The organism is Klenkia marina, assembly GCF_900101025.1.
In the GTDB taxonomy this organism is placed as follows: domain Bacteria; phylum Actinomycetota; class Actinomycetes; order Mycobacteriales; family Geodermatophilaceae; genus Klenkia; species Klenkia marina.
Map to the genome: position 1 here is coordinate 24,530 of NZ_FMUH01000002.1, position 24,503 is coordinate 49,032.

The 24,503-nt window shown below is 74.4% G+C and carries 21 protein-coding genes; 10 read left to right on the top strand and 11 right to left on the bottom strand.

The window, feature by feature from the left end; genetic code table 11:
• Nucleotides 1–34 precede the first annotated feature (34 nt).
• Genes BLP29_RS05340 through BLP29_RS05350 form a run of 3 tightly spaced genes read right to left on the bottom strand, consistent with a single transcriptional unit; the run spans nt 35 to nt 3,269 of the window.
• A complete protein-coding gene (locus tag BLP29_RS05340) occupies nt 35–916 on the bottom strand; it encodes a dioxygenase family protein (protein ID WP_092800971.1) in 882 nt (293 codons plus the stop codon).
• A 46-nt stretch (nt 917–962) separates the two neighbouring features.
• Nucleotides 963–2,813 (bottom strand): alpha-amylase family protein, encoded by a 1,851-nt coding sequence (locus BLP29_RS05345; RefSeq protein ID WP_092800974.1) that lies wholly within the window; start codon nt 2,811–2,813, stop codon nt 963–965.
• A gap of 12 nt (nt 2,814–2,825) precedes the next feature.
• Entirely contained in the window at nt 2,826–3,269 is a 444-nt protein-coding gene (locus BLP29_RS05350; RefSeq protein ID WP_207798327.1) for a MarR family winged helix-turn-helix transcriptional regulator, read from the bottom strand.
• Between the two features lie 91 nt (nt 3,270–3,360).
• Here BLP29_RS05350 and BLP29_RS05355 point away from each other — a divergent pair, with 91 nt between their 5' ends.
• Nucleotides 3,361–5,535 carry an MMPL family transporter gene (locus tag BLP29_RS05355; protein ID WP_243469716.1) on the top strand — a complete coding sequence of 725 codons (2,175 nt, stop codon included), beginning with the start codon at nt 3,361–3,363 and terminating at the stop codon, nt 5,533–5,535.
• Here BLP29_RS05355 and BLP29_RS05360 read toward each other — a convergent pair whose 3' ends face one another.
• Together BLP29_RS05360 and BLP29_RS05365 are read right to left on the bottom strand one after the other, a co-directional pair.
• The gene (locus tag BLP29_RS05360) at nt 5,536–6,213 is read right to left on the bottom strand and encodes a response regulator (protein ID WP_092800983.1); all 678 of its coding nucleotides are present in this window, start codon (nt 6,211–6,213) and stop codon (nt 5,536–5,538) included.
• Nucleotides 6,210–7,814 carry a sensor histidine kinase gene (locus tag BLP29_RS05365; protein ID WP_243469717.1) on the bottom strand — a complete coding sequence of 535 codons (1,605 nt, stop codon included), beginning with the start codon at nt 7,812–7,814 and terminating at the stop codon, nt 6,210–6,212. The genes BLP29_RS05360 and BLP29_RS05365 overlap by 4 nt, the downstream gene beginning before the upstream one ends.
• Nucleotides 7,815–7,935: 121 nt before the next feature.
• On the opposite strand from BLP29_RS05365, the gene BLP29_RS05370 reads away from it, so the two are divergent.
• Entirely contained in the window at nt 7,936–9,342 is a 1,407-nt protein-coding gene (locus tag BLP29_RS05370; protein WP_092800989.1) for a cation:dicarboxylate symporter family transporter, read from the top strand.
• Nucleotides 9,343–9,406: 64 nt separating this feature from the next.
• Here BLP29_RS05370 and BLP29_RS05375 read toward each other — a convergent pair whose 3' ends face one another.
• A complete protein-coding gene (locus BLP29_RS05375) occupies nt 9,407–10,156 on the bottom strand; it encodes a ZIP family metal transporter (protein ID WP_092800992.1) in 750 nt (249 codons plus the stop codon).
• Nucleotides 10,157–10,208: 52 nt separating this feature from the next.
• Nucleotides 10,209–10,685: a DUF2000 domain-containing protein gene (locus BLP29_RS05380; protein ID WP_092800995.1), complete on the bottom strand. Its 477-nt coding sequence runs from the start codon at nt 10,683–10,685 to the stop codon at nt 10,209–10,211.
• Between the two features lie 78 nt (nt 10,686–10,763).
• Between BLP29_RS05380 and BLP29_RS05385 the strand changes: the two genes are divergently transcribed.
• Nucleotides 10,764–11,225, top strand: coding sequence for an Lrp/AsnC family transcriptional regulator (locus BLP29_RS05385; RefSeq protein ID WP_092800998.1), 462 nt, complete (start codon nt 10,764–10,766; stop codon nt 11,223–11,225).
• A 180-nt stretch (nt 11,226–11,405) separates the two neighbouring features.
• On the opposite strand, the gene BLP29_RS05390 is transcribed toward BLP29_RS05385, so the two are convergent.
• Together BLP29_RS05390 and BLP29_RS05395 are read right to left on the bottom strand one after the other, a co-directional pair.
• Nucleotides 11,406–12,626 (bottom strand): HNH endonuclease, encoded by a 1,221-nt coding sequence (locus tag BLP29_RS05390; RefSeq protein WP_243469718.1) that lies wholly within the window; start codon nt 12,624–12,626, stop codon nt 11,406–11,408.
• Nucleotides 12,627–12,796: 170 nt separating this feature from the next.
• Nucleotides 12,797–13,987, bottom strand: a complete 1,191-nt coding sequence (locus BLP29_RS05395) for an ATP-binding protein (protein WP_092801001.1) — start codon at nt 13,985–13,987, stop codon at nt 12,797–12,799.
• 68 nt (nt 13,988–14,055) lie between these two features.
• Between BLP29_RS05395 and BLP29_RS05400 the strand changes: the two genes are divergently transcribed.
• Complete coding sequence (locus BLP29_RS05400) at nt 14,056–14,658, top strand: hypothetical protein (RefSeq protein WP_092801004.1); 603 nt, start codon at nt 14,056–14,058, stop codon at nt 14,656–14,658.
• Here BLP29_RS05400 and BLP29_RS05405 read toward each other — a convergent pair.
• Complete coding sequence (locus tag BLP29_RS05405; protein ID WP_165839302.1) at nt 14,655–15,323, bottom strand: TVP38/TMEM64 family protein; 669 nt, start codon at nt 15,321–15,323, stop codon at nt 14,655–14,657. The two genes, BLP29_RS05400 and BLP29_RS05405, sit on opposite strands and share 4 nt — an antisense overlap.
• Nucleotides 15,324–15,462: 139 nt before the next feature.
• Here BLP29_RS05405 and BLP29_RS05410 point away from each other — a divergent pair, with 139 nt between their 5' ends.
• The gene (locus tag BLP29_RS05410) at nt 15,463–16,383 is read left to right on the top strand and encodes an AEC family transporter (RefSeq protein WP_092801007.1); all 921 of its coding nucleotides are present in this window, start codon (nt 15,463–15,465) and stop codon (nt 16,381–16,383) included.
• Here BLP29_RS05410 and BLP29_RS05415 read toward each other — a convergent pair.
• On the bottom strand, nt 16,380–17,204 hold the full coding sequence (locus tag BLP29_RS05415) for an alpha/beta hydrolase (RefSeq protein ID WP_092801010.1): 825 nt from the start codon (nt 17,202–17,204) through the stop codon (nt 16,380–16,382). The two genes, BLP29_RS05410 and BLP29_RS05415, sit on opposite strands and share 4 nt — an antisense overlap.
• A gap of 110 nt (nt 17,205–17,314) precedes the next feature.
• Here BLP29_RS05415 and BLP29_RS05420 point away from each other — a divergent pair, with 110 nt between their 5' ends.
• The 5 genes from BLP29_RS05420 to BLP29_RS05440 all read left to right on the top strand — a co-directional run bounded on the left by BLP29_RS05420 (nt 17,315) and on the right by BLP29_RS05440 (nt 24,503).
• Entirely contained in the window at nt 17,315–17,701 is a 387-nt protein-coding gene (locus BLP29_RS05420) for a phage holin family protein (protein WP_243469719.1), read from the top strand.
• A 47-nt stretch (nt 17,702–17,748) separates the two neighbouring features.
• Nucleotides 17,749–22,659 (top strand): NAD-glutamate dehydrogenase, encoded by a 4,911-nt coding sequence (locus tag BLP29_RS05425; RefSeq protein ID WP_092801013.1) that lies wholly within the window; start codon nt 17,749–17,751, stop codon nt 22,657–22,659.
• A gap of 143 nt (nt 22,660–22,802) precedes the next feature.
• Complete coding sequence (locus tag BLP29_RS05430) at nt 22,803–23,438, top strand: hypothetical protein (protein ID WP_207798328.1); 636 nt, start codon at nt 22,803–22,805, stop codon at nt 23,436–23,438.
• A 13-nt stretch (nt 23,439–23,451) separates the two neighbouring features.
• Nucleotides 23,452–24,075, top strand: coding sequence for a signal peptidase I (locus BLP29_RS05435; RefSeq protein ID WP_092801016.1), 624 nt, complete (start codon nt 23,452–23,454; stop codon nt 24,073–24,075).
• Entirely contained in the window at nt 24,072–24,503 is a 432-nt protein-coding gene (locus BLP29_RS05440) for a hypothetical protein (protein ID WP_092801019.1), read from the top strand. The genes BLP29_RS05435 and BLP29_RS05440 overlap by 4 nt, the downstream gene beginning before the upstream one ends.

Genomic DNA, 24,503 nt, shown 5'->3' on the forward strand with positions numbered 1-24,503 from the left:
CGTCCCATCAGTTCACCTGGGCCGTTCCAGCCCCCTACGTGATCTGGAACGACCGGCGGGACAGGCCCATCATCCAGCCGTCGACGGTGGTGGTCACCGGGGTCTCGGGGTGGTCGGCCGCGCCCAGGGTGACGAACAGCGGGCTCAGGTGCTCGACCGTGGGGTGGGCGTAGGGCAGCCCGGGGGCGTCGGCGGCGTAGCGGGCCAGGCCCTCGACGTCGCCGGCGGCCAGCAGCTCGGCGGCCCAGGCGTCGAAGTCGCGTGACCAGCCGGGCACCTGCCCCGAGGCGATCGACTCCCGGGTCAGGAACGGCAGGCCGTGGGTCATGAACCCCGAACCGATGACCAGCGTGCCCTCGGCGCGCAGCTCACGGATGCGTCGACCCAGGTCGAGCAGGCGGTGCGGGTCGTGGGTGGGCAGGGACAGCTGCAGCACCGGGACGTCGCCGAGGGGGTACATGACCTTGAGCGGCACCCACGCTCCGTGGTCCAGGCCGCGGCTGCGGTGCTCGTGCACCGGCTCGGCGTCCGGCATCGCGCCGGCCACTCGGCGGGCCAGGGCCGAGGCGTCCGGGGTCTCGTAGGTCATCTCGTAGTACCGGCGGGCGAAGCCGCCGAAGTCGTAGACCAGCGGGGTGCGTGCGGCCGACGACGAGATCGACAACGGCGCGGACTCCCAGTGCGCACTGACGATCAGCACGTCCTTGGGCTTGGGCATCGACAGCGCCCAGGTGTGCAGGTCGCGCATCCACGGGCCGTCGTCGAACAGCGGGGGCGCGCCGTGGCTCAGGTAGAGGCTCGGCAGGGCGCCGTCGGCCCCGGTCCAGCTGCGCTGCTCCCGGGCTGCGGGCAGCGCGTCGACGAGGAAGTCGTCGAAGGCGCCGGCGGGCACCTGCGGGTCGAAGATCGAGCTCATGGGCACGACCGTACGCCGAGATGCATGAACTCTCAACAAAAACTGGTCAGCGCAGCCACAGGGCCTGGTACGGGGCCAGCTGGACGGCGTCCTCGGCCAGTTGCGGGGCCGCGCCGGTGAGGTGGTCGACCACCCGCGCCGGGTCCAGGCCCAGGTCGCGCAGCACCTGCAGCGGCACGTGCCGCGGCTCGGGGGCCACGTTGTAGGCGCCGAGCACCGTGCCCAGCGGGTGCTCGCGGGCCACCAGCAGGACGGCGGGGTCGCGCGGGTCGAGCACCCGTGCGGCCACCGAGGCGTGCAGCTGGGGCAGCGTCGCGCGGGCCCGGGTGAGTGCGGCGATGCCCCGGGCGACCGCCGGCGAGTCGGGCACCGGCCGGTCGTCGGCGCCCCAGGTCAGCCGGGGGCGGTGGGCCCAGCGGTTGTCCGCGGCGTGCCCGGGCTCCTGCGCCCAGTGCGGGTCGTTGCCCAGCCCCAGCTCGTCGCCGGACCACAGCACCGGGATGCCGCCGAAGCCGAAGACGACCGCGTGCGCCAGCAGCACCCGGGCCACGGCCTGCGGGTCCCAGGTGCCGGTGCCGGCCAGGGCGGCCGCCGTCCCGGAGATCCGCCGGTCCCCGGTGGCCTCGTTCTCGCCGAACACCAGCCCGCGGGCCCACGAGCCCGGGAAGTCGCCCGAGTACCAGTCGGACAGGAACCGCCGGTGGGCGTACCCGTCGAGCCCGACCGCGGCCGCGTCGCCGTCGTCGATCGCCCACCCGATGTCGTCGTGGCAGCGCACGTAGGTGATCCAGGCCGTCGTGGAGGGCGGTACCGGCAGCTGCTGCAGGGCGTGGGAGCCCAGGACGGCGTCGCGCGCGGCCAGCATCGACCAGACCTGCACCATGAGCCCGTTGTGGTAGGCCAGGTCGCTGACCTTGCCCCAGTGCTCGCCGGTGCCGAGGTAGGCCACCAGGTCCCGTGGCCCGACGATGGCCTCGGCCTTGAACAGCAGCGCCGGGCAGGCGATCCGCGCGACCGCCCGCAGCGCCTGGGTGAGGGCGTGCACCTCGGGCTGGTTCTGGCAGTTCGTGCCCAGCCGCTTCCAGGTGAAGGCGATGGCGTCCAGCCGCAGCACCTCGACGCCGCGGTTGGCCAGGTCCAGCACGATCTGCGCGTACTCGCAGAAGACGTCGGGGTTGGCCCAGTCGACGTCCCACTGGTAGCTGTTGAACGTCGTCCAGACCCAGCCGGCGAGGTCGTCGTCCCAGGTGAAGCTGCCCGGCGCGAGGTCGGGGAAGACCTCGGGCAGCGTGGCCTCCCACGCGTCGGGCTCCGTGCGGTCACCGAAGACGCGGAAGTACGCACGCTTGGCCGGGTCGCCGGCCTTGGCCGCCAGCGCCCAGGCGTGGGTGTCGGCGACGTGGTTGAGCACGAGGTCCAGGCACAGGCTCATGCCCCGCCCGCGCAGGGTGCGGGTCAGCTCGGCCAGGTCGTCCATGGTGCCCAGGTCGGGGCGGATCGAGCCGTAGTCGGCCACCGCGTAGCCGCCGTCGTTGGGCGGCGGGCCGGGGGTGAGCACCGGCATGAGGTGCAGGTACCGCACACCCAGGGACTCCAGGTAGGGCACCCGGGCGGCCACCGCGGCCAGGTCGCGGCCGGCGAACCGCTCGGCGTAGGCGGCGTAGCCGACGACGTCCTCGCGCTGGAACCAGTCCGGCGCCAGCGAGCGCCGCAGGTCCAGGGCGTGCAGCTCGTCCTCACGGGCGGCGAAGGCCGCGGTCGCCAGGGCCACCAGCCGGTCGGCCACCGCGACGGGGTCGGCGTAGAGCGGGGTCAGGCCGGCCAACAGGTCGGGGAGCCAGCGCTCGATGCGGGCGTCGAGGACCTCGCGACGGTGGGCGGGGAGGGCGGTCGGCACCGGGGAAGCATCTCAGTCCGGCGGGGCCCATCGGCGGGCGGAGAGGTCGCCGATCATCCCGATGAGCTGGGCCCGCAGGGCCGGGAGGTCACCGGCCGCCTCGCCCAGCAGGGCCTCGGCGGCGTCGTCGGCCGCGGCCTCGGTCAGGGCTGTGCGTCCCTCCGGGGTGAGCGAGACCTCGACCCGGCGGCGGTCGGTGGTGGAGCGGGCCCGCCCGACGTGCCCGTGCCGCTCGAGCCGCTCGAGCACCCGGCTCATCGTCTGGTCCTCGACCTGCATGGCCTGGGCGAGCTCGCGCTGCGACCGGGGCGCGCCCGACAGCAGGTGCAGGACGGCGAAGCTGGCGTGGTTGAGGTCCCAGCGCGCCAGGTGGGCGTCCCAGGCGTGCTCGGCGAGCCGGGCCGCGGTCGACAGCAGCCGGCCGGTGGCCCAGCCGGACATGTCGGGCTGCGACACGCGGACTCCTCCCCCGTCGAATGGTCAGCACGCTGAACGTCATCTATCTTTCGCTCAGCCTGCTGACCATTCTGCCCCCGGAGCGTCGACCGTGCCCGAGACCACCCCCCGCCGCCGGCGCTGGCTCCTGCCCGCCGTGCTGCTGATCGCCTGGCTGGCGCTGTCCGGCGTCGCCGGCCCCTACAGCGGCAAGCTGTCGGAGGTCCAGTCCAACGACCAGAGCGAGTTCCTGCCCGGCTCCGCCGAGTCCCAGCGGGTCGCCGAGCTGTCGGCCGGGTTCAGCGACTCCGACGCCTTCCCGGCCTTCCTGCTCGTCGAGTCCGACAGCGCGCTGACCCCCGACCAGCTGGCCCGCTTCGGCGAGTTCGCGCAGTCGGTGCCCGGCATCGAGATCGCCCCCGGCCGCACCGTCGCCGACTACCTCGTGCCGGGCCCGATCCCGGTCGTCCCGAGCGAGGACGGCGAGGCCGCCCTCGCGCTGGTCTCCTTCGACGCCGGCGAGCTGTCGGCGCAGCTGCCCGACGGCGAGAGCCCGATCACCACCGCGGTGCAGCAGATCCGCGACGCCGTCCCCGACCTCTCCGGCGCCGACCTCTACGTCGCCGGGCCCGCGGCCACCACCGCCGACCTGGTCAGCGCGTTCGGCGGCATCGACGGCACGCTGCTGCTGGTGGCCGGGGTCGCCGTCCTGCTGATCCTGCTGGTGGTCTACCGCTCCCCGGTGCTGCCGTTCTTCGTGCTGCTCACCGCCGGCCTGGCGCTCACCACCGCCAGCCTGGTCGTCTACCTGCTGGCCGACGCCGGGGTCGTGGACCTCGACGGCCAGGGCCAGGGCATCCTGTCGATCCTCGTGGTGGGTGCCGCCACCGACTACTCGCTGCTGCTGGTCGCCCGCTACCGCGAGGAACTGCGCCGCCACGACGACCGCTTCGACGCCATGCGCACGGCCTGGCGGCAGACCCTCGAGCCGGTGCTGGCCAGCGCGGGGACCGTCGTCCTGGGCCTGCTGTGCCTGCTGCTGGCCGACATCGGCCCGACCCGCGGCCTCGGGCCGGTCGCTGCGGTGGGCATCGTCTCCGCGGTCCTCGCGGCCATGACCTTCCTGCCCGCCCTGCTCGTGCTCCCGGGTCGCACGTCCTCCGGCGAGCACGGCCGGTGGATGTTCTGGCCGAGCGTGCCGCACGTGGGTTCGGTCGGCCCGGAGTCGACCGGGGTGTGGGCGAAGGTGGCCTCGCTGGTCGGCCGGCGCACCGTGGCCGTCGGCGTGCTCAGCGCGCTGTTCCTGCTGGTGCTGGCCGCGTTCGCGCCGACCCTGCCCAGCGACGGCGTCTCGCAGAGCGACACCTTCCGCGACCGTGTCGAGTCCGTCGTCGGCGGCGAGGCGCTGGCCCGGCACTTCCCGGCCGGGTCCGGCTCCCCCACCCTGGTCGTGGCCCCCGAGGCCGACCTCGACGCGGTCACCACGGCCGTGGAGGGCGCCGACGGCGTCTCCCGCGTGGTGCCGACCCTCGACGACGCCGGCCAGCCGCGGGTGTCCGACGGGTCGGTGCAGCTGCAGGTCACCCTCGACGACCCGGCGGACTCCCCCGCCGCCGAGGACGCCGTCGCCGCGCTGCGCACCGACCTCGACGCCGTCTCGCCGGACGCACTGGTCGGCGGGACGACGGCGCAGGCGCTGGACGTCAAGGAGATCTCCACCGCCGACCGGGACCGGATCATCCCGGCGATCCTGCTGGTGGTCTTCCTGGTGCTGGCCGTGCTGCTGCGCTCGCTGGTCGCGCCGCTGGTGCTGCTGCTGTGCAACGTGCTCTCGTTCGCCGCCACGCTGGGCGCCGCGGCACTGGTCTTCGACCACGTGCTCGACCTGCCCGGCGGCGACCCGACCGTGCCGCTGTACGCCTTCGTGTTCCTGGTGGCGCTGGGGATCGACTACTCGATCTTCCTCATGACCCGGGTGCGCGAGGAGTCGGTGCGCAGGAGCACCCGCCGCGGCGTGCTCACGGGGCTCTCGGTGACCGGCGGGGTGATCACCAGCGCGGGCATCGTGCTGGCCGCCACCTTCGCCGCGCTGGGCGTGCTGCCGATCCTCTTCCTGCTGCAGATCGCGTTCCTGGTGGCGTTCGGCGTCCTGCTGGACACCTTCGTCGTGCGGTCGTTGCTGGTGCCGGCCGTCGTCCTGTGGCTGGGTCGGCGCACCTGGTGGCCCGGGGACCTCGCGAAGGCCGAACCCGCCGACGGAGCCGAGCCCGAGCCCGCTCGGGTCTGATCAGGCCTGCCAGCGGTACTCGAGCTCGGGTCGCCCGGCACCCCCGTAGCGGGGCTGCCGGGCGACCAGGCCGGTGTCGGCCAGGTGCTCGAGGTAGCGGCGTGCGGTGATCCGCGAGGCACCGATGGCCTCGCCGGCCTCGGCCGCGCTCACCCCGTCGCGGGCCCGCACCACCGCGACCACGGCGTCGAGGGTCTCGCGGCCCATGCCCTTGGGCAGCGGGGCGGGCCGGCTGGGGCGCAGGTTCTCCAGCGCCCGGTCGACGGCGTCCTGGCCGGCGACGTCGCCCTCGCCGCGCAGCTCGGCCCGGTGCGCGGCGTAGGCGACCAGCCGGTCGCGCAGGGCGGCCCCGGTGAACGGCTTGAGCAGGTAGCCGACCACGCCGTGCGCGGCGGCGGCGCGCACGGTGGCCAGCTCGCGGGCGGAGGTCACGGCCAGGACGTCGACGTCGCGGCCGGCGGCCCGCAGCCGGCGCAGCAGCTCGGTGCCGTGGGTGTCGGGCAGGTTCATGTCCAGCAGCACCAGGTCGACCTCGTGCGCGGCGAGCGCCTCCCACGCCGCACGCCCCGTGCCGGCCACCGCGATGCACGTGAAACCTGCGGTGCGGTCGACGTGCGCGCGGTGCGCCTCGCCGGCGACCTCCTCGTCCTCGACGACGAGGACCCGCAGGTCGGTCACCGGGTCACCGCGGTGCGCACGGGCAGGGAGACGGAGAACTCGGCACCCGGTCCGGGCCGCACCGAGACGGTGCCGCCGTTGCGCGCGACGGCCTGGGCGACCAGGGCGAGCCCCAGGCCCTGGCCGGTGGCCTTGGTGGTCCAGCCGCGGCGGAACACCTGCTCGGGGTCGTCGACGCCGGGGCCGGTGTCCTCGACCCGCAGCTCGAGCCGGCCGTCGGCCTGCCACAGCGACAACTGCACCTCCCGCGGCGGGTCGCCGGCCAGCGCGGCGTCGATGGCGTTGTCGAGCAGGTTGCCCACGATGGTGACCAGGTCGCCGCCGGGGATGCCGGTGGCGCCGACCGAGGTGGCCGGGTCGATCTCCAGCGTCACGCCGCGCTCGTTCGCCGTGGCGGCCTTGCCCAGCAGCAGGGCGGCCAGCACGGGCTCCTCCACCGCCTCGACCACCCGGTCGGTGAGCCGCTGCGCCACGGCGAGCTCGGCGGTGGCGAACTCGACCGCCTCCTGCGCGCGGCCGAGCTCGACCAGCGACACCGTGGTGTGCAGCCGGTTGGCCGCCTCGTGCGCCTGCGAGCGCAACGACTCGGCGAAGGCCCGCACGCTGTCCAGCTCGCCGGTGAGCGCCTGCAGGTCGGTGTGGTCGCGCAGGGTCACCACGGCGCCGACCGACCGGCCCTTCGGCGTGGCCGGCGCCTGGTTGACCACCAGCACCCGGCCGCCGCTGACGTGCACCTCGTCGACGGCCAGCCGCTGCTGGGTCAGGGTGGCGGCCAGCTCGGGGCTGAGGCCGAGCTCGGTGACGTGCTTGCCGGTGACGTCGCCGTCCAGGTCGAGCAGCCGGCGGGCCTCGTCGTTGACCAGTTGCACGGTGCGGTCGCCGTCCAGCAGCAGGAGGCCCTCGCGGACGGCGTGCAGGACGGCGTCGTAGTACTCGAGCATGCGGGCCAGGGGGGCCGCGCCCAGGCCGTGGGTCTGCCGGCGCAGCCGCCGGCTGACCAGCCAGCTGCCCAGGGCGCCGACGGCGAGCACCGCGGTGGCCACGCCGAGCACGCCGGGCAGTGCGGCGGTGACGTCGTCCCCGATGGCCGAGACGGTGATGCCGACGCTGACGAGGGCGACGACGTCGGTGGTGCTGCCGGTGGCGAAGATCGGCGCCACCGCGCGCACCGACGGCCCGAGGGTGCCGGTGTAGGTCTCGGTGAACGTCTCGCCGACCAGTGCGCGGTCGATCGTGCCCCGGAACGGTCGGCCGATCTGGTCGGGGTCGGGGTGGGTGAACCGGGTGCGGTCGGGGGCCATGACGGTGATGAAGGACGTCGCGGTGTCCGCACGCACCTGCTCGACGTAGGGCTGCAGCTCAGCCGTCGGGTCGGGGCCCACCACGGCGGCGCGCACCAGCGGGGAGTCGGCGATGGTCTCGGCGATGCTGCGGGCCTGGTTGGCGGCGCGGTCCTCGACGGCGGCCCGGGCGTCGGCCACGGCGAACCACCCGAGCGCGACGACGACGACCAGCAGCACGAGGGCCTGCAGGCCCAGCAGCTGGCGGGCCAGGCTGCCGCGCTCGCGGCGGCTGCGGGCCAGCACGGCAGGGATGCGCACGACCGAAGTGTGCACGCAATGAACGCAAGGGTGACCAGGGTCACGCGGTCGGCGACGGTGATGACGTCGCCACCACGGCGGCCCGGAGCGCCCCGCTCCGCCGGACTCCACAGGAGCAGTCATGGCATCGACCACCCCCGCCGGCGACGCGCCGGTGCTGGCGAAGAAGAAGCGCGACAAGACCCACTGGCTCTACATCGCGGTGATCATCGCCGTGGTCGCGGGGATCGTGGTCGGACTGGTCGCCCCGGACTTCGGCAAGGAGCTGAAGTGGCTGGGCACCCTGTTCGTCAACCTGATCAAGATGATCATCGCGCCGGTCATCTTCTGCACGATCGTGCTGGGCATCGGGGCCATCCGGAAGGCCGCGCAGGTCGGCCGGATCGGCGGTCTGGCGCTGGGCTACTTCATCGCGATGTCGACGGTGGCGCTGTTCATCGGCCTGCTGGTCGGGAACATCCTGCACCCCGGTGACGGCCTGCAGCTGACCGACGAGGTGCGCGGCGCCGGCGCCGACCTGCTCAGCGAATCCACCGAGGGCGCCCCGGAGGGCACCACCGGGTTCCTGCTCTCGCTCATCCCCACCACCCTCGTCTCCGCACTGACCAGCGGTTCGGTGCTGCAGGCGCTGCTCGTCGCGCTGCTGGTCGGGTTCGCGCTGCAGGCCATGGGCCGGGCCGGCGCCCCGATCCTCACCGGCATCGGTCACCTGCAGAAGCTGGTCTTCCGCATCCTGGCGATGATCATGTGGGTGGCGCCCATCGGTGCCTTCGGCGCCATCGCCGCCGTGGTCGGGGCCACCGGCGTCAAGGCCCTGACCAGCCTCGGCATCCTGATGCTCGGCTTCTACCTGACCTGCGCCGTCTTCGTCTTCCTGTTCCTCGGCACGATCCTGCGGGCCGTCGTCGGCATCAACGTCTTCTCGTTCCTGAAGTACCTGGGCCGCGAGTACCTGCTGATCGTGTCGTCGTCGTCCTCGGAGACCGCGCTCCCCCGCCTGATCGCCAAGATGGAGCACATCGGCGTCAGCAAGCCGGTGGCCGGCATCGTCGTGCCGACCGGGTACTCCTTCAACCTCGACGGCACCGCGATCTACCTGACGATGGCCTCGCTGTTCATCGCCGAGGCGCTGGGCGACCCGCTGAGCGTCGGCGAGCAGATCGGCCTGCTGGTCTTCATGATCGTCGCCTCGAAGGGTGCGGCCGGGGTTTCCGGTGCCGGTCTGGCCACGCTGGCCGGCGGTCTGCAGAGCCACCGCCCCGAGCTGCTGGACGGCGTCGGCCTCATCGTCGGCATCGACCGCTTCATGAGCGAGGCCCGCGCGGTCACCAACTTCTCGGGCAACGCGATCGCCACGATGCTGGTGGCCACGTGGACCAAGGAGCTCGACCGCGAGCAGATGAAGGCCGTGCTGGCCGGCGAGCGGCCCTTCGACGAGACCACGATGCTCGACGACGGCCACGCCGCCCCGGACGTCGAGGACGCCGGCGACCAGCGCCGCGAGTTCGCCGGGGCAGCCACCCGCTGACCCCGCCCGGGACGCCGACGCCCGCACCTCCCCCGCGGAGGTGCGGGCGTCGTGCTGTGCGGGCTCAGGCGAACTCGACGGCGAAGGCGACCAGGAACCCGAGGGCCGTGATCAGGCCGGTCCACGTGCTGGTGCGCTCGAAGGCCTCCGGGATCATCGTGTCGGCGATCATGGTCAGGATGGCCCCGGCCGCCACCGCGGTGATGACCGCGATGGCCTCGGGCGGGGCGCTGCCGAGGGCGACGTAGCCGACCAGCGCGGACAGCCCCGACAGCACGGCGATGCCGCCCCAGACGCCGAAGACGTACCGTGCCGACCGGCCGTTGCGCTTCATGCCGGCGGCGCTGGACAGGCCCTCGGGCACGTTGGAGATGAACACGGCAGCCAGCACGGGCAGGCTCACCGCTCCCCCGCCGAGCAGCCCGACCCCCAGGACGACGGACTCGGGGACGCCGTCGAGCAGCGCACCCACGGCGATGGCTGCGCCGCTGCCCTGCTGCTCCCCCTCGGAGGGCTGCTGGTCACCCGACCGTTTGCGGTGCCGTGCCCCGCGCCGGGCAAGCAGGGCGCTGGCCCCCAGGTAGACGAGGGCACCGCCGAGGAAGCCGGCGGCGGTGGGCAGCAGTCCCCCGGTCGCGACGGCCTCCTCCATCAGGTCGAAGGCGACGGCGGAGATGAGCACGCCCGAGCCGAACGCCATCACCGCGGCGACGACGACCTGCGGCACCTTCGCGAACCAGGCCACCAGTGCGCCGAGCACGAGTGCCCCGCCGCCCAGCAACCCCCACAGCCCTGCTTCCACCCACGTCGGCACCGCCGTCCCCCTTCGCGTCGAGCCCGGGCGGGGTGCCCCGTGGTTGCGCCGCTCAACCGGTGAGCAGGTCCAGGCGTTTGGTGATGGCCGTGACCCGGTTGCGCGGCCCGACGATGCTGACCGCGCGGCAGGCCAGGTGCTCGGCCGTCGTGCCGGCCAGCTCGGCGAGGTACTCGTCGTACACGCGGTGCGTCTGGGCAGCCCGCGGCATGTCCACGACCAGCACGCCGGCGGACTCGACCGCCTTCGCCCGGACGGCGGCCAGCTGCTCGGCCGATGCGGTGAGCACCGAGCAGCCGGCCCACGGCAGGCCGGGGTGGTGGGCGCCGTCGGCGTCGGGTCCACCGTGGGCGAGCAGGTGGTCGACGGCGGCGCCGGTGGCGGCCGCGGTGCAGGCGACGGCGTTGACCATCTCCCCGGTCGGGACGGCGTCGTCGACGACCACGACCCACTTGAGCCGGGCGTTGCGGGTGGGCTCGGCCGTGACGACCTCGTCAGGGGTGAAACCGGGCACGTCGTTCGTCTTCATGCGCTGACGGTATTCAGATCGACGGCGGCGATGGTTCGACGCCGAACGTCGTTCGGCAGGACCGGTCATGCTGGGCCGGTGGACGAACTCGATGCGGCAATCCTGCGGTCGCTCCAGTCGGATGCCCGGCGCAGCAACCGCGACGTGGCGGCAGAGGTGGGGGTGGCGCCGTCGACGGCGCTCGAGCGCACCCGGTTGCTGCGCGACCGCGGCGTGATCCGCGGCGCGACCCTGGACGTCGACCTCGCGGCGGTGGGCCGTCCGGTGCAGGCGCTGATCGCGATCCGGGTGCGGCCGCCGTCGCGCCGCGCGATCGAGGCGTTCCGGGACTGGGTGCAGGGGCTGCCCGAGACGATCGGCCTGTTCGTGGTGTCGGGCGCCGAGGACTTCCTGGTGCACGTCGCGGTCGCCGACAACGAGGCGCTGTACGCCTTCGTCATCGACCGGCTGACCCAGCGTCCGGAGGTCGCCGACGTGCGCACGAGCGTCGTCTACGAGCACCTGCGCCGCCCACCCCGCATCGAGGCCGGCGACCACTGATCCCGGACGGCATCCCCCGTGTCAGCACGACCCGGGAGCACGTTCCACGGCACCTCAGCCGTCCCGCACCGCAGCCGTCCCGAACCGCAGCCGTCCCGCACCGCAGCCGTCCCGCACCGCAGCTGTCCCGCACCGCGGTCCGCCTCGCCGTGGGGGCGGGCGGCTCGGGGCGTGCTGGCGTCACTCGGTGCGGGGGCCGGTGATGATCTCGGTGTCGTCGGGGCGGTGGGTGCGCCATCGTCCGCCGGGGTCGCGTTCGACGCGGAAGCCGTGGTGGACCTTGGTGTGGTGCGGTTCGCACAGCAACGCCGAGTTCGCCAGCGACGTCTCCCCACCGTGCGCCCAGTGCACCAGGTGGTGCACATCGGCCCAGTGGTGCGGGGCGCCGCAGCCGGCGAACACGCAGGTCTGGTCCCGGGCCACCACCGCCCGCCGCAACCCCGGCGTCACCACCCGGTGGGTGCGACCCACGTCCAGCGGGGTGCCCTCGGGCCCCATCACGATCCGCGACACCGTGGCATCGCAGGCCAACCAGCGGGCGCGGGCCGCGGAGATCGTCGCCCCGAACCCCATCGACGCCGTCGCCGGGCCGGTGCCATCAGCGACCAGGTCCTCGACCCCGATGGTGACCACCACGTGGGGCTTGACCGACCGCAGCACCGGCAACACACCGGCGCCCAGCTGACGGTCGGCCAGCGCCACCAGCGCATCGGCTTGGCGCTGCACCCGCGTGCGCAGGTCACCTTCGGGGCGGTCGGCCTGCACGATCGACTCCAACGCCGTCTTGACCTTCTCCCCACCGACCGCATCCAGGTCGAACCGGCCGGTCACCGACCCATCAGCGTGCGTGCTGATCGACAGCGCCCGCTGCTGCACCGGGTCCGGCTCCACTCCGTCGGGGTCCAGTGCTTCGACGAACGCTTGCACCGCGGTCACCAGCGCCCGGTGCGAGGACGTCACCGCCACCTGCGTCCAGGCCCGGTCGAACACGCCCAGGTCGATGCCCTGCAGCTGCGCCGCGGCCCGCTCGCGGTCCCCCACCGCCGAGGCCACCACATCGACCTGCGCGGCGGACACCGAGCCGTCGGCGAACGCCTCACCGAGCTGCGGGAAGTGCTCCACCGCCCGCCCCACCCGCACGATCCGCGAGGCCTCCGTACCCGACAGGTGCAGGTGCCCGATCAACCACGACCGCACCGACACCAGCCCGTCGACCTGCACCGCCTGGGTCAGCTCCGCATGCCGGCCCAACCGCGCCAGCACCGCGTCCAGCCGGTTGCGCTCGACCATCAGCTCCCGCATCTGGTCCAGCACCTGCACCGAGGACAGGTGGTGCAACGTCTCGACGTCGTCGACCAGCAGATCCAGATCAGGGGCGGGAAGCACGGCCGAGTCGCTCATCGCCCACCCCCTACTTCTTCGAACACCTGATCGAAGGATACTCCACGGCGGGTGGCTCGGCAAGACGAAAGTGCAGCTCAGAGCATCACTTCCGGACGTCCAGGGATGACGGGCGGTGACTCGACCCGCGGGGCAACGCGGTGCGCGCGCGGCTCCGGGGGCCGCCGTCGTCAGTCGGGCTGGCGCAGCAGGTAACGGCCGAAGTGCGGCACGGTGAAGGCGATCTGCCCGCGCTCAGCGCTGTAGACCAGGCCCTTCTTGATCAGCGAGTCCCGGGCCGGCGACAGCGAGGCGGGCTTGCGGCCCAGCGACACCGCGACGTCCGACGTCGCCACCGCCGCGCCGGCCGGGCCGCCCAGCTCAGCCATGGCGTGCATGTACTCCCGCTCGGCCGGCGTCGCCCGGTCGTAGCGGGAGCCGAAGAACCCCACCGCCAGCTCGGCCTCGGCCGCGGGGGCGGCCACGGCGACGTCGTCCTCGGTGATGGGGCTGGTGGCGGCGAGGTCCCAGGTGACCTTGCCGTAGGCCTGCACGAAGTAGGGGTAGCCGTCGGCGGCGGCGTACAGGGCGTCGAGCGCGCCGGGGGTGAATGCGACGTCCTCCCGCTCGGCGGGGCCGACCAGTGCGCGGTCGGCGGCGGCCCGGTCGAGCCGGTCGATGCGCAGGTAGCGGAACAACCGCTCGGAGTAGGACTTCGACGCCGACAGGACGGCGGGCAGGTGCGGCAGCCCGGCACCCACGACGATGAGCGGCGCGCCCTGCTGCGAGAGCTCGTGGCAGGCGGCGCAGATGGCGCTGACGTCGTCGGGCTGCACGTCCTGCATCTCGTCGATGAACAGCGCGATGCCCTTGCCGGTGTCGGCGGCGACCCCGGCGGCGTCGCTGAGCAGCTCGACCAGGTCGATCTCCATGTCGCCGGTGTCGGCCCGGCCGGTGGCGGCGGGTGCGTCGATGCCGGGCTGCCAGCGGTCGCGGAGCTTGGCGTCGGCCGGCTGGTACTGCGCGAACGCCTTCACCACGCCCAGGACGTCGGCCACCGCCTCGGCGTTGCCGTGCCGCGGGCCCAGCTCGCGCAGCGCCATGTGCAGCGCGCTCGCCACCGGACGGCGCAGCGACTGGTCGGGACGGGCCTCGATCTTGCCGGTGCCCCACCCGCGGGCGATCGCCGCCGAGCGCAGGTGGTTGAGCAGCACGGTCTTGCCCACGCCGCGCAGGCCGGTGAGCACCAGTGACCGCTCGGGCCGTCCGTGCGCGATGCGCTCCAGGACGACGTCGAACGCGCTCAGCTCGGTGTCCCGGCCGGCGAGCTCGGGCGGTCGCTGGCCGGCGCCGGGGGCGTAGGGGTTCCGCACGGGATCCATGTCGGGCACCGTATTCCGCTCTCTAGCTCGAGACGTAGAAGCTCGTAGAACGGGGTAGCGCGTGTCGCATGCGCCTGCGCTACGACGGCTGGATCCTCGGCACCGGCACGACCTCGGGTACGCGCCTGGTGGTCGGCCACTGGCCCCGCTCACCGCTCGGGCCGGTCTCCGACGTGATGGTCGAGCGCCCCGACGGCCACCGGCTGCTGCTCGCCCACACCGCCGAGCTGGCGGAGTTCGTGGCGAGCACATACACGTTCGACGAGGTCAGGGTGGTGCCGGTCGCCGTCGGGCGCGCCGCCGACCAGTGGGTCGTGCACGCCGGACCGCTCCGGCTGCGGGCCGCCGTCGGACGTCGGCCGGCCCTGGGGTGGGCGCTGCGGGCCGTTCCGTCACCGCTGGCCCGCACCCCGGCGTGGGTCGGCCTGCTGGACCCGCTGGCCCGGGTGGCCGGCATGCGCACCCGCGGCACGGCGGGCGGCGGGCGCACCGAGTGGTACGGCGTGCAGGACCTGCACCTGCTGCGCGCCGCGTCGGCCAGCTGGGACGGCGCCGACCTGGGCGGCCTGGCGCGGGTCGAACCAGCGGTGCGGTTCGGGTTCGGGTCGGTGCCGCCGACGCCGTCCGTCGTCCGGGTGACGACGACGATCGGGCTCTCTAAAGCTGTCTAGTCCTCCACGGAGACCGGCGTAGAACGGGCTCGACGCCACCGTCGCAGACCCAGCACGGCCAGCGCCACGGCGGCCGGGCCGACGGTGATGGCCAGGCCCCACTCCCCCAGCCCACCGGCGACCGACCCGACGGCGACGTTGAACACCGCCCCGGGCAGCAGCCCGACCAGCGTGGCGGCCAGGTACACCGGCAATCGGACGCCGGACAGCCCGCCGGCGTAGTTGACCAGGAAGAACGGCAGCACCGGGGTCAACCGGGCCAGCACGACGGCGGTGAACCCGCGGTCCATCGCCAACTGGTCGGCCTTCCGCAGGCGCGGGCCGGCCAGCCGCAGCACGGTGTCCCGACCCAGTGCCCGGCCCAGCCCGAAGCCGAGCAGCGCGCCCAGCAGCGCACCGGTGACCGCGACCAGCAGCCCGACCCAGAACCCCAGCAGGACGCCGGTGAGCAGCGCCAGCGCGGTGCGCGGGACGGGTGCCAGCAGCGCGAGCCCGGTGCCGCCGGCGACGGCCGCCCAGCCGAGCACCCCGGCGCCGCCCACCCAGCTGCGCACCTGCTCGACCGTGGGCAGGTCGGTGGTCAGCACGAGGACGGCGCCGGCCAGCAGGATCGCCACCAGCAGCCCGACGCGCACCGCCTCGCCCCTGCCGATGCGCCGCGCCACGCCCCCAGTGTCCCGGGGGTGCTCCGTGCGCCCACGGAGGGCGACGGCGAGGCGCGCCCCGGCGACGTGGTGCGGGACCCACGCCCACCGGTGCGGCGCGGAGGGGGCGAGAACCCAGCGACCCGGCAGACTGCTGCGCGTGGCGGGGGTGCTGACCGGGTTCGTGGTCATCGGCGTCGTCATCGCGGTCGGGTACCTGGCGGCCCGGCGCGGGGTGCTGCCCGAGGGTGCGCAGGTGGTGCTGGCGCAGACGTCGTTCCGGGTGGCCACCCCGGCGCTGCTGTTCACCGTGCTGGCCGACGCCGACCTGGGCCAGGTCTTCTCCGGCACCCTCTGGGTCACCTCGGCCGCGGCGCTGGTCTGCGCCGCCGTGGTGGTGGGTGTGGGCGTCGTCCGGTCGTGGGGCACCCGCCGGACGACGATCGCCGCCATCGCGGCCAGCATGGTCAACTCGGCCAACCTGGGCATCCCGATCGCCGTCCACGTGCTCGGCGACGCCTCGCTGGTCGCTCCCCTGCTGCTGTTCCAGCTGGTCGTGCTCGTCCCGGCCGCCGTCGTCGCGCTCGACCTGTCGGGCCCGGACGACGGCACCGCCCGCTGGGTGCGGCTCACCGCTCCGTTCCGCAACCCCGTGCTCATCGCCTCGGTGCTCGGGCTGGGGGTCGGCGGGCTGGGGTGGACCGTTCCGTCCCTGCTGCTCGACCCGCTCGAGCTGCTGGCCTCGCTCGCCGTCCCGGCCGTGCTGCTGGCCTACGGCATCTCGCTGCACGGCGCTCCGCTGCCCGGCCGCGGGCCCGATCGGCGAGCGGTGCTGTGCGCCTCGGCACTGAAGCTGCTGGTCATGCCGGCGTCGGCCTGGGCGCTGGCGACCGCGGTGGGCATCGGCGGCGAGCAGCTGTTCGTCGTGGTGGTGCTCTCGGCGCTGCCGACCGCGCAGAACGTCTACACCTACGCGATCGCCTACGGCACGGCCGAGCGGCTGGCCCAGCAGACGGTCACCGTCACCACCGCCGGGTCGGTCCCCGTGCTGCTGCTGGTGGCGGCCCTGCTGGGGCCCTAGCTCCGGTGCGCGTCGAGCCAGCCGACGACGTCGTCGAGGACCTGCTCCTGCTCGGGCTCGTTGTGCGGCTCGTGGAACAGGCCGGGGTGAACCGTGTGGGTCAGGTCGGACGACGAGGTGCCCGTGGCGACGAACTCGCTGGCCGCCGGCGGGACCAGCCGGTCGGCGCTGCCGTGGATGACCAGCAGCGGCAGGGTGAGCCGGCGCAACCGCTGCGGCATCGCGGCCACCGTCGTGATCATCTCGGCGCCGGTGCGGGCCCGCACCTTGCCCATGCGGTTCAGCGGGTCGGCCCGGTAGGCGGCCACGACGGCCGGGTCGCGGCTCACGGCGTCGGCGTCGAGCTCCAGGACGCCGAGGTCGGGCAGCAACCGGCCGAGCAGCGGGGCGGCGAGCTGCTGCACCTTGGTCGCCGAGGACAGGTCGAGCGCCGCTGCCGACAGCACGGCGCCGCGCACCGGCACGGACGGCGTCCCGGTCAGGTGCTGGGCGGCGACCAGTCCGCCCATGCTGTGCCCGTAGACGAACAGCGGGACGTCGGGGTGCTCCCCCGCCGCCCGCACCGCCAGCTCGTCGACGCCGGCCACCGTGGCCGCCATCGAGCCGATGTTCCCCCGGGTGCCGGGCGAGCGTCCGTGGCCGGGGTGGTCGACGGCGTAGGTGGCGTACCCCGACCGGGCCAGCCGCTCGGCGACGTGGGCGTACCGGCCGCCGTGCTCGTGCAGGCCGTGCACCAGCACCACGACGCCGGTGACGTCGTCGGGTGCCCACGCCTGCCAGTACTGCCCGGAGGAGAGGTGCCCGTCGGCGTGCGTCGTCACGGCCGCAGGCTAGCTCCGAGCCCGTCGGCAGGGGAGTCTGGCGCTCTCTAGCGCGACACGTAGACAGCCGCAGACGGGCCGATCGAGCCGGGCGCCGCTAGGTTGCCCCCGTGTCCACGATCGTGAGGTTCGCGCTCCGCGTCGTCGTCCTGGCCGTGATCATCTACGTTGTCACGAACCTGGTCAGCGGCATCACCGTCATCGGCAACACCGAGGGGACGTTCGGCGAGGCCGGCACCTACCTCTGGGTCGCGCTGCTGTTCGCCGTGGTCAACACGGTGGTCGGCCCGGTGGTCAGGCTCCTGTCGCTGCCGTTCGTCGTCCTCACGCTGGGCCTGTTCCTGCTGGTCATCAACGCGGCGCTGCTGGGCATCACGGCGGCGATCAGCGACCGGCTCGAGGTGGACGGCTTCTGGACGGCGGTGGTCGGTGGCTTCCTCATCGCGCTGTTCAGCTGGATCGCCGAGCTGGTGCTGCCGCTCAAGGTCCGCGACTGAGCGTGCCGGAATGACGTCCCAGACGTCTGCGCACTAGCGTCGGGGGCATGGCTCGTCCGGAGACCGCTCCCCGTCCGGCACCGACCGCGTCGGAGGTGGCCCCGGACGTCGGCCGGCCCGCCGACCTGGCCGCGCTGGAGGCGGCCCAGAGCGAGAAGGCCCAGCTGCTGGACCTCGCCGGCGAGGCGCTGGACACCGACGACGTCCCCGACCTCCCGGCCGGGCTCTCCGACGGCGACGTGCCGGCCGTCGTGCACTCCTACTTCCGGGGCGAGCCGGCCGCCGAGGTCGTCGGGCACGACCCGCAGTCGCTGGCCCGGCTGGCGCTGGACCACCTCGCCCTGGCCGGCAACCGCCCCCAGGGCGCGGCGCTGGTGGCCGTCGACCGCACGCAGGGCGGCTCCTCGGTGCTGCGCGTGGTCACCGACGACATGCCCTTCCTGGTCGACTCGGTCACCGCCGAGGTGGTGCGGCAGGGGGTCGTGCTCGACCACGTGGTGCACCCGGTCGTGCAGGTGCGCCGCGACGTGGCGGGCACCCTGCTGCAGTTCTGCGACGGGGCGGGGGAGCCCGACGCCATCGCCGAGTCCTGGATCGCGGTCGTGCTGGCCGGGTCCATCGACGACGAGGCCGCCGGCGACCTGGTCGCCGGCCTGCGCACCGTGCTGGCCGACGTCCGCGGCGTGCACGAGGACGCCGACAAGCTGGCGGCCCGGGCCCTGGACCTCGCCCACTTCCTCGAGCAGGAGCCGCCCGCCCGCACCGCCGACCCGGCCGACGACCCGCACGAGGCCGCGGCGCTGCTGCGCTGGATGGCGGCGGGCAACTTCGTGTTCCTGGGCGCCCGCGACGTCGACCTGGTCGAGACCGACGGCGTGCCCGCCACCGCCGCGGTCCCGGCCAGCGGGTTGGGCGTGCTGCGCGCCGACACCGACATGAGCACCCCCGTCGTCCCGGTGAGCGCCGCGGCCCGGGGTGCACTGGGCCGCCGCGTGCTGGTGACCAAGGCCGACGTCCGCTCGACCGTGCACCGGCCGGCCTGGCTCGACGTCGTCGCCATCGCGCTGCCCGGCCCGCAGGGCAGCCGCATCCGGCAGCACCGCATCGTCGGGCTGTTCCCCACCGGCGCCTACACCGCCAGCGTCACCGACGTGCCCCTGGTGCGGCGCACGGCCGCCGAGGTGCTCGAGCGCTCGGGCTTCGAGCCCGACAGCCACACCGGCAAGGAGCTGCTCGACGTCCTGGAGACCTACCCCCGCGACGAGCTGCTGCAGGTCGACGTCGACGAGCTGCTGCCGGTCGCGCTGGCCGTGCTGCACCTGCGCGAGCGCCGGCAGACCCGCCTGTTCCTGCGCCGCGACCCGTTCGGCCGGTTCTTCTCCGCGCTGGTCTACCTGCCGCGCGACCGGTACACGACCGAGGTGCGGCTGGCCATGCAGGAGCGCCTGCTGGCCACCCTCGGCGGCTCGTCGATCGAGTACACCGCCCGCTCCACCGAGTCGGTGCTCACCCGCCTGCACTTCGTCGTCCGGGTGCAACCGCGCCGCGGGGTGCCCACGCTGCCCGAGGTCGACGTCCCCGAGCTCGAGCGGCAGCTGGCGGCCGCGGCCCGCAGCTGGACCGACGACCTCAGCGACGTCCTCACGGCCGAGCACGGGCCGGACGCCGAGCGTCGACTGGCCCAGGTCGCCGACGCCTTCCCACCCGCCTACCAGGCCGACTTCCCGGCCTCCACCGCCGTCGGCGACCTCGACCGGCTCGACGCGCTGGCGCCCGGCGAGCTGTCGCTGCGGCTGTGGACCCCCCGCGACGCCGCGCCCGGCGAGCGCCGCCTGACGATCTTCCGGGTGGGGGAGCGGCTGCTGCTCTCGCAGGTGCTCCCGGTGCTGCAGCACCTGGGCGTCGACGTCGTCGACGAGCGGCCCTACGAGATCGACCGGATCGGCGCCCCGCTGGCCTGGGTGTACGACTTCGGCCTGTCGACGCCGACCACCGACCTGCCGGCGCTGGACTCGCTGCCCCGCCGGTTCACCGACGCCGTGTCCGCCGTGTGGCGCGGGGACGCCGACGACGACGGCCTGGGTGCGCTGGTGCTCGTCGCCGGGCTGACCTGGCAGCAGGTGGCCGTGGTGCGGGCCTACGCGCAGTGGCTGCGCCAGGGCGGTCTGCCCTTCTCCAGCCGCTACGTCGAGACGGTGCTGGCCGACCACCCGGCGATCGTGTCGGGCATCGTCGACCTGTTCACGACGCGGTTCGACCCGCGTCAGCACGGGGACCGCGCAGCAGCCGAGCGCGCGCTGGGCGAGCGGCTGACCGAGCAGATCGGCGCGGTCTCCTCCCTCGACGCCGACCGGGTGCTCACCGCCCTGCTGGCCGCCGTCCGGGCCACCCAGCGCACGACGGCCTACGTCGCGGGCGCCTTCACCGACGGCACCCCGTTGGCCATCAAGCTCGACCCGCACGCCGTCCCCGACCTGCCCGAGCCGCGGCCGGCCCGCGAGGTGTGGGTGTCCTCCCCCCGGGTCACCGGCGTGCACCTGCGCTTCGGCGCGGTCGCCCGCGGCGGGCTGCGCTGGAGCGACCGCCGCGAGGACCTGCGCACCGAGATCCTCGGCCTGGTCAAGGCGCAGACGGTCAAGAACACCGTCATCGTGCCCACCGGTGCCAAGGGCGGGTTCGTGCTGCGTCGCCCGCCGTCCGACCGCGACGCCTGGCTGGCCGAGGGCAAGGCCTGCTACAAGCTGTTCATCGGGGCGCTGCTGTCGCTGACGGACAACCTGGTCGACGGCGCCGTGGTGCCGGCCGAGGGCGTGGTGCGCCACGACGGCGACGACACCTACCTCGTGGTCGCCGCCGACAAGGGGACGGCGACCTTCTCCGACCTGGCGAACTCGGTGGCGATCGAGCGCGGCTTCTGGCTGGGCGACGCGTTCGCCTCGGGCGGGTCGGTCGGCTACGACCACAAGGCGATGGGCATCACCGCGCGCGGGGCCTGGGAGTCGGTGACCCGGCACTTCCGCGAGCTGGGCATCGACACCCAGAGCCAGGAGATCACCGTCGTCGGCGTCGGCGACATGAGCGGCGACGTGTTCGGCAACGGCATGCTGCTGAGCGAGCACCTGCGGCTCGTGGCCGCCTTCGACCACCGGCACGTGTTCGTCGACCCCACCCCCGACGCGGCCACCGGGTTCGCCGAGCGGCAACGGCTGTTCGCGCTGCCCCGCTCGTCGTGGGCCGACTACGACCCGATGCTGATCAGCGCCGGCGGCGGCGTGTGGCCGCGCACGGCGAAGTCGGTGCCGGTCAGCGAGCCGATGCGCACGGCGCTGGGCCTGGACGACGACGTCGACCACCTCACCCCGGCCGAGCTCATCCGGGCCGTGCTGCTCGCGCCGGTGGACCTGCTGTTCAACGGCGGCATCGGCACCTACGTCAAGGCGACCACAGAGAGCGCGCTCGACGTGGGCGACAAGGCCAACGACGCGGTGCGGGTCAACGGCGAGCAGCTGCGGGTGCGCGTGGTGGGGGAGGGCGGCAACCTCGGCCTCACCCAGCGCGGGCGCATCGAGTACGCGCTCACCGGTGGCCGGGTGAACACCGACGCCATCGACAACTCCGCCGGCGTCGACACCTCCGACCACGAGGTCAACCTGAAGATCGCCCTCGACGCGGTCGCCCTGGACCCCGACGCCCGCGCCGAGCTGCTGGCCTCGATGACCGACGAGGTCGCAGGCCAGGTGCTCACCGACAACTACGCGCAGAACGCCACGCTGGCCGCCGAGACCGCCTCGGCGCGCAGCCTGCTCGACGCGCACACCCGCTTCATGCGGGCGCTCGAGCGCTCGGGCCGGCTCGACCGGGCCGTCGAGGCGCTGCCCGACGGCCGGGCGCTGTCGGAGCGGCGCCGCGACGGGCAGGCGCTCACCTCGCCCGAGCTCTCGGTGCTGCTGGCCTACGCCAAGCTCGAGGCCGACGCCGCCGTGCTGCACTCGACGCTGCCCGACGACCCCGCACTGTCCCGGCTGCTCACCGAGTACGTGCCGCCGCAGCTGCGCGAACGGTTCCCCGCGGCCGTCGAGCAGCACCCGCTGCGCCGCGAGATCATCGCCACCGCCCTGGTCAACCGGGCGGTCAACGTCGCCGGGGTGACCGGGCTGTTCCGGCTGGCCGAGGAGACCGGCGCACCGCTGGTCGCCGTGGTGCGGGCGCACGCCGTGGCGCGCGCGGTCCTCGACGTCGACCGGCTCTGGGACGCCGCCCGGCCGCTGGACAACCGGGTGCCGGCCGCCGTCCAGGTGCAGCTGCGCACCGAGGCGACCCGGCTGGCCGAGCGGGCCACCCGGTGGCTGCTGCGCCTGCCCGGGCTGGCCGCCGAGCCCGGCGACCCGATCGCGGCCGTGACCGCGCGGTTCGCCGGCCCGGTGGCCACCGTCGTGCAGCAGCTGCCCGAGTGGTTGCTGGGCACCGACGCCGAGGCCTACGCCGAGCGGGCCGCCGGGCTGCGCTCGGCCGGGGTGCCCACCGAGCTCGCCGCGTCGGCGGCGGTGGCGCCCGTGCTGCCCGGTGCGCTCGACCTGGTGGTGGTCGCCGAGGAGACCGGCGCACCGATCGAGCTGGCCGGCCGAGTGTGGGAGCACGTGTCGGCCCGGCTGGACCTCGTGCCGCTGCGCGACCTCATCGTCGGGCTGCCCCGCGACCGGCGGTGGCCGTCGATGGCCCGCGCCGCGCTGCGCGACGACCTCACGGCCGAGCAGGCCGCGCTGACCGCCGAGGTGCTGCGCGGCCGCACGGGGTCCGACGACGACCCGGCCGAGCTGGTCGCGCGCTGGGCCGAGCGCTGGGACACCGGCCAGCGCCGGGCCGCCGCGCAGCTGGCCGAGCTGGCCGCGGGCGAAGCGCACGAGCTCGCCGAGTTGGTGGTCGCCGTCCGCACCCTGCGGGGGCTGCGCCGGGGCTGAGTCCTGGGTCGTGCCCCAGGAGGTGGGGCGCAGCAGGTTCCTTGCGGGAGCCTTGCGGATCGCTGCAGGCGGTGTGGAGGACCGGCCGCCAGGGTCGTCACGACGCCGGGGAGCCCGGCCCGGACAGACCCTGGAGCAACCGCATGCGCACCGCCACCACCCGACGGACCCGACGCGGCACGGGCCGCCGGGTCGCCATCTCCCTGGGGGCGGTCGGCGCGGCCGCCGCTGTCGCCGGGCTGGGCACCTTCGGGACCTTCACCAGCAGCACGACGGCCACCGAGACGGTGAACACCGGCACCGTGCAGCTGACCATCGGCACCGCCGGGTCGGCGGCCAACCGGTTGTCGGTGACGGCGGGTGCGATCGTCCCCGGCGACACGATCAGCCGCGCGGTGACGCTGACCAACGCCAGCTCCGACCAGGCGCTGGGCAGCGTCGTGCTGAACACCACCGCCACCACGACCAGCATCCTGGACACCGGTGCCAACGGGCTCACGATGGCCGTGCAGGCCTGCTCGGTGCCGTGGACCGAGGCCGGCACGGCGCCGGCGTACACCTACACCTGCACCGGGACCACCACGACCGTGGTCGCCACCCGGGCGGTGCTGGGCACGAACCTGCCGGTCACCACGCCTGCGCTGCTGGCCCCCGCCGGCACCGCGAACCTGGTCGTCACGCTCGCGCTGCCGGTGGCCGCGGACAACGCGTACCAGACCAAGACGTCGGTGATCCAGTTCGAGTTCGTCGGCACCCAGCGCAGCGGCACCGCCCGCTGACCCGGGGGCCGTCGTGACCGCCGTCGGGTGGGCCGGCTGGGTGCTGCGCCGGGTGGTCGACCTCGCCCTGGTGGTGGCCCTGGCCGCGTTCGCCGGGTTGGTGGTCGGGCCGCACGTGCTCGGCTACCGCACGGTCACGATGCTGACCTCGAGCATGGCCCCGGGGATCGAGCCCGGCGACGTCGCGGTCGTCACCCCGCTCCCGGTGGCCGACGTCGCGCCGGGGATGGTGATCACCTACCACATCCCGGTGGGTGACCACCGGGTCGTCAGCCACCGCGTGCTCAGCGCCGACGTCGCGCCGGACGGGTCCGTCACGATGCGCACCCGCGGCGACGCCAACGACGCCGACGACCCCTGGACGGCGACCCTGGCCGCCGGGGACACGGCCTGGCAGGTGCGTGCGGTCGTGCCGTGGGTCGGGCACGCGATCCGGGTGCTGCGCACCCCGGTGCTGTCGACGGCACTGGTGGTGGGCGTGCCGGTGCTGCTGGCGGCGTGGGTGCTGGTCGGGGTGTGGCGACCGGAGCCGGCGCGGGTTGCCGAGGAGGACGCCGAGGAGGACGCCGAGGAGGACGTGGCCGAGGACGTGGCCGAGGACGTGGCCGAGCAGGACGTGGTGGGGGAGCGGGTGTGACCGGGGCCCGGGTGCGTGCCGCGTCGATCGTGCTCGGGGTGGCGCTCGCCGTCCCGGTTCTCCTGCCGGCCCCGGCGGCGGCGACCTTCACCGCGCGCGTGCTCGGTGCGTCGACGGTCGGCACCGTGACCGTGGCCCCGCCCACGGGCCTGAGCGCGGCGGGCTCCACGACGTGCATCCTGAGCCTGACCACGAGCTACACCGTCCGGGTGACGTGGACCGCGAGCCCCACGGCCCGCGTCTCGGCCTACCGGGTGACCGAGACCGTCGACGGCGTCGCCCGGGCCCCGGTCACGGTGGCGACGACGTCCTTCAGCCGGGCGGCGACCAAGGCCCTGCGCGGGCCGGTCACGCACTCGATCGCGGTCCAGGCGCGCACCGACTACGGCTGGCTCTCGGTCCCGGCGACGGTGGGGTACACGTGCTGA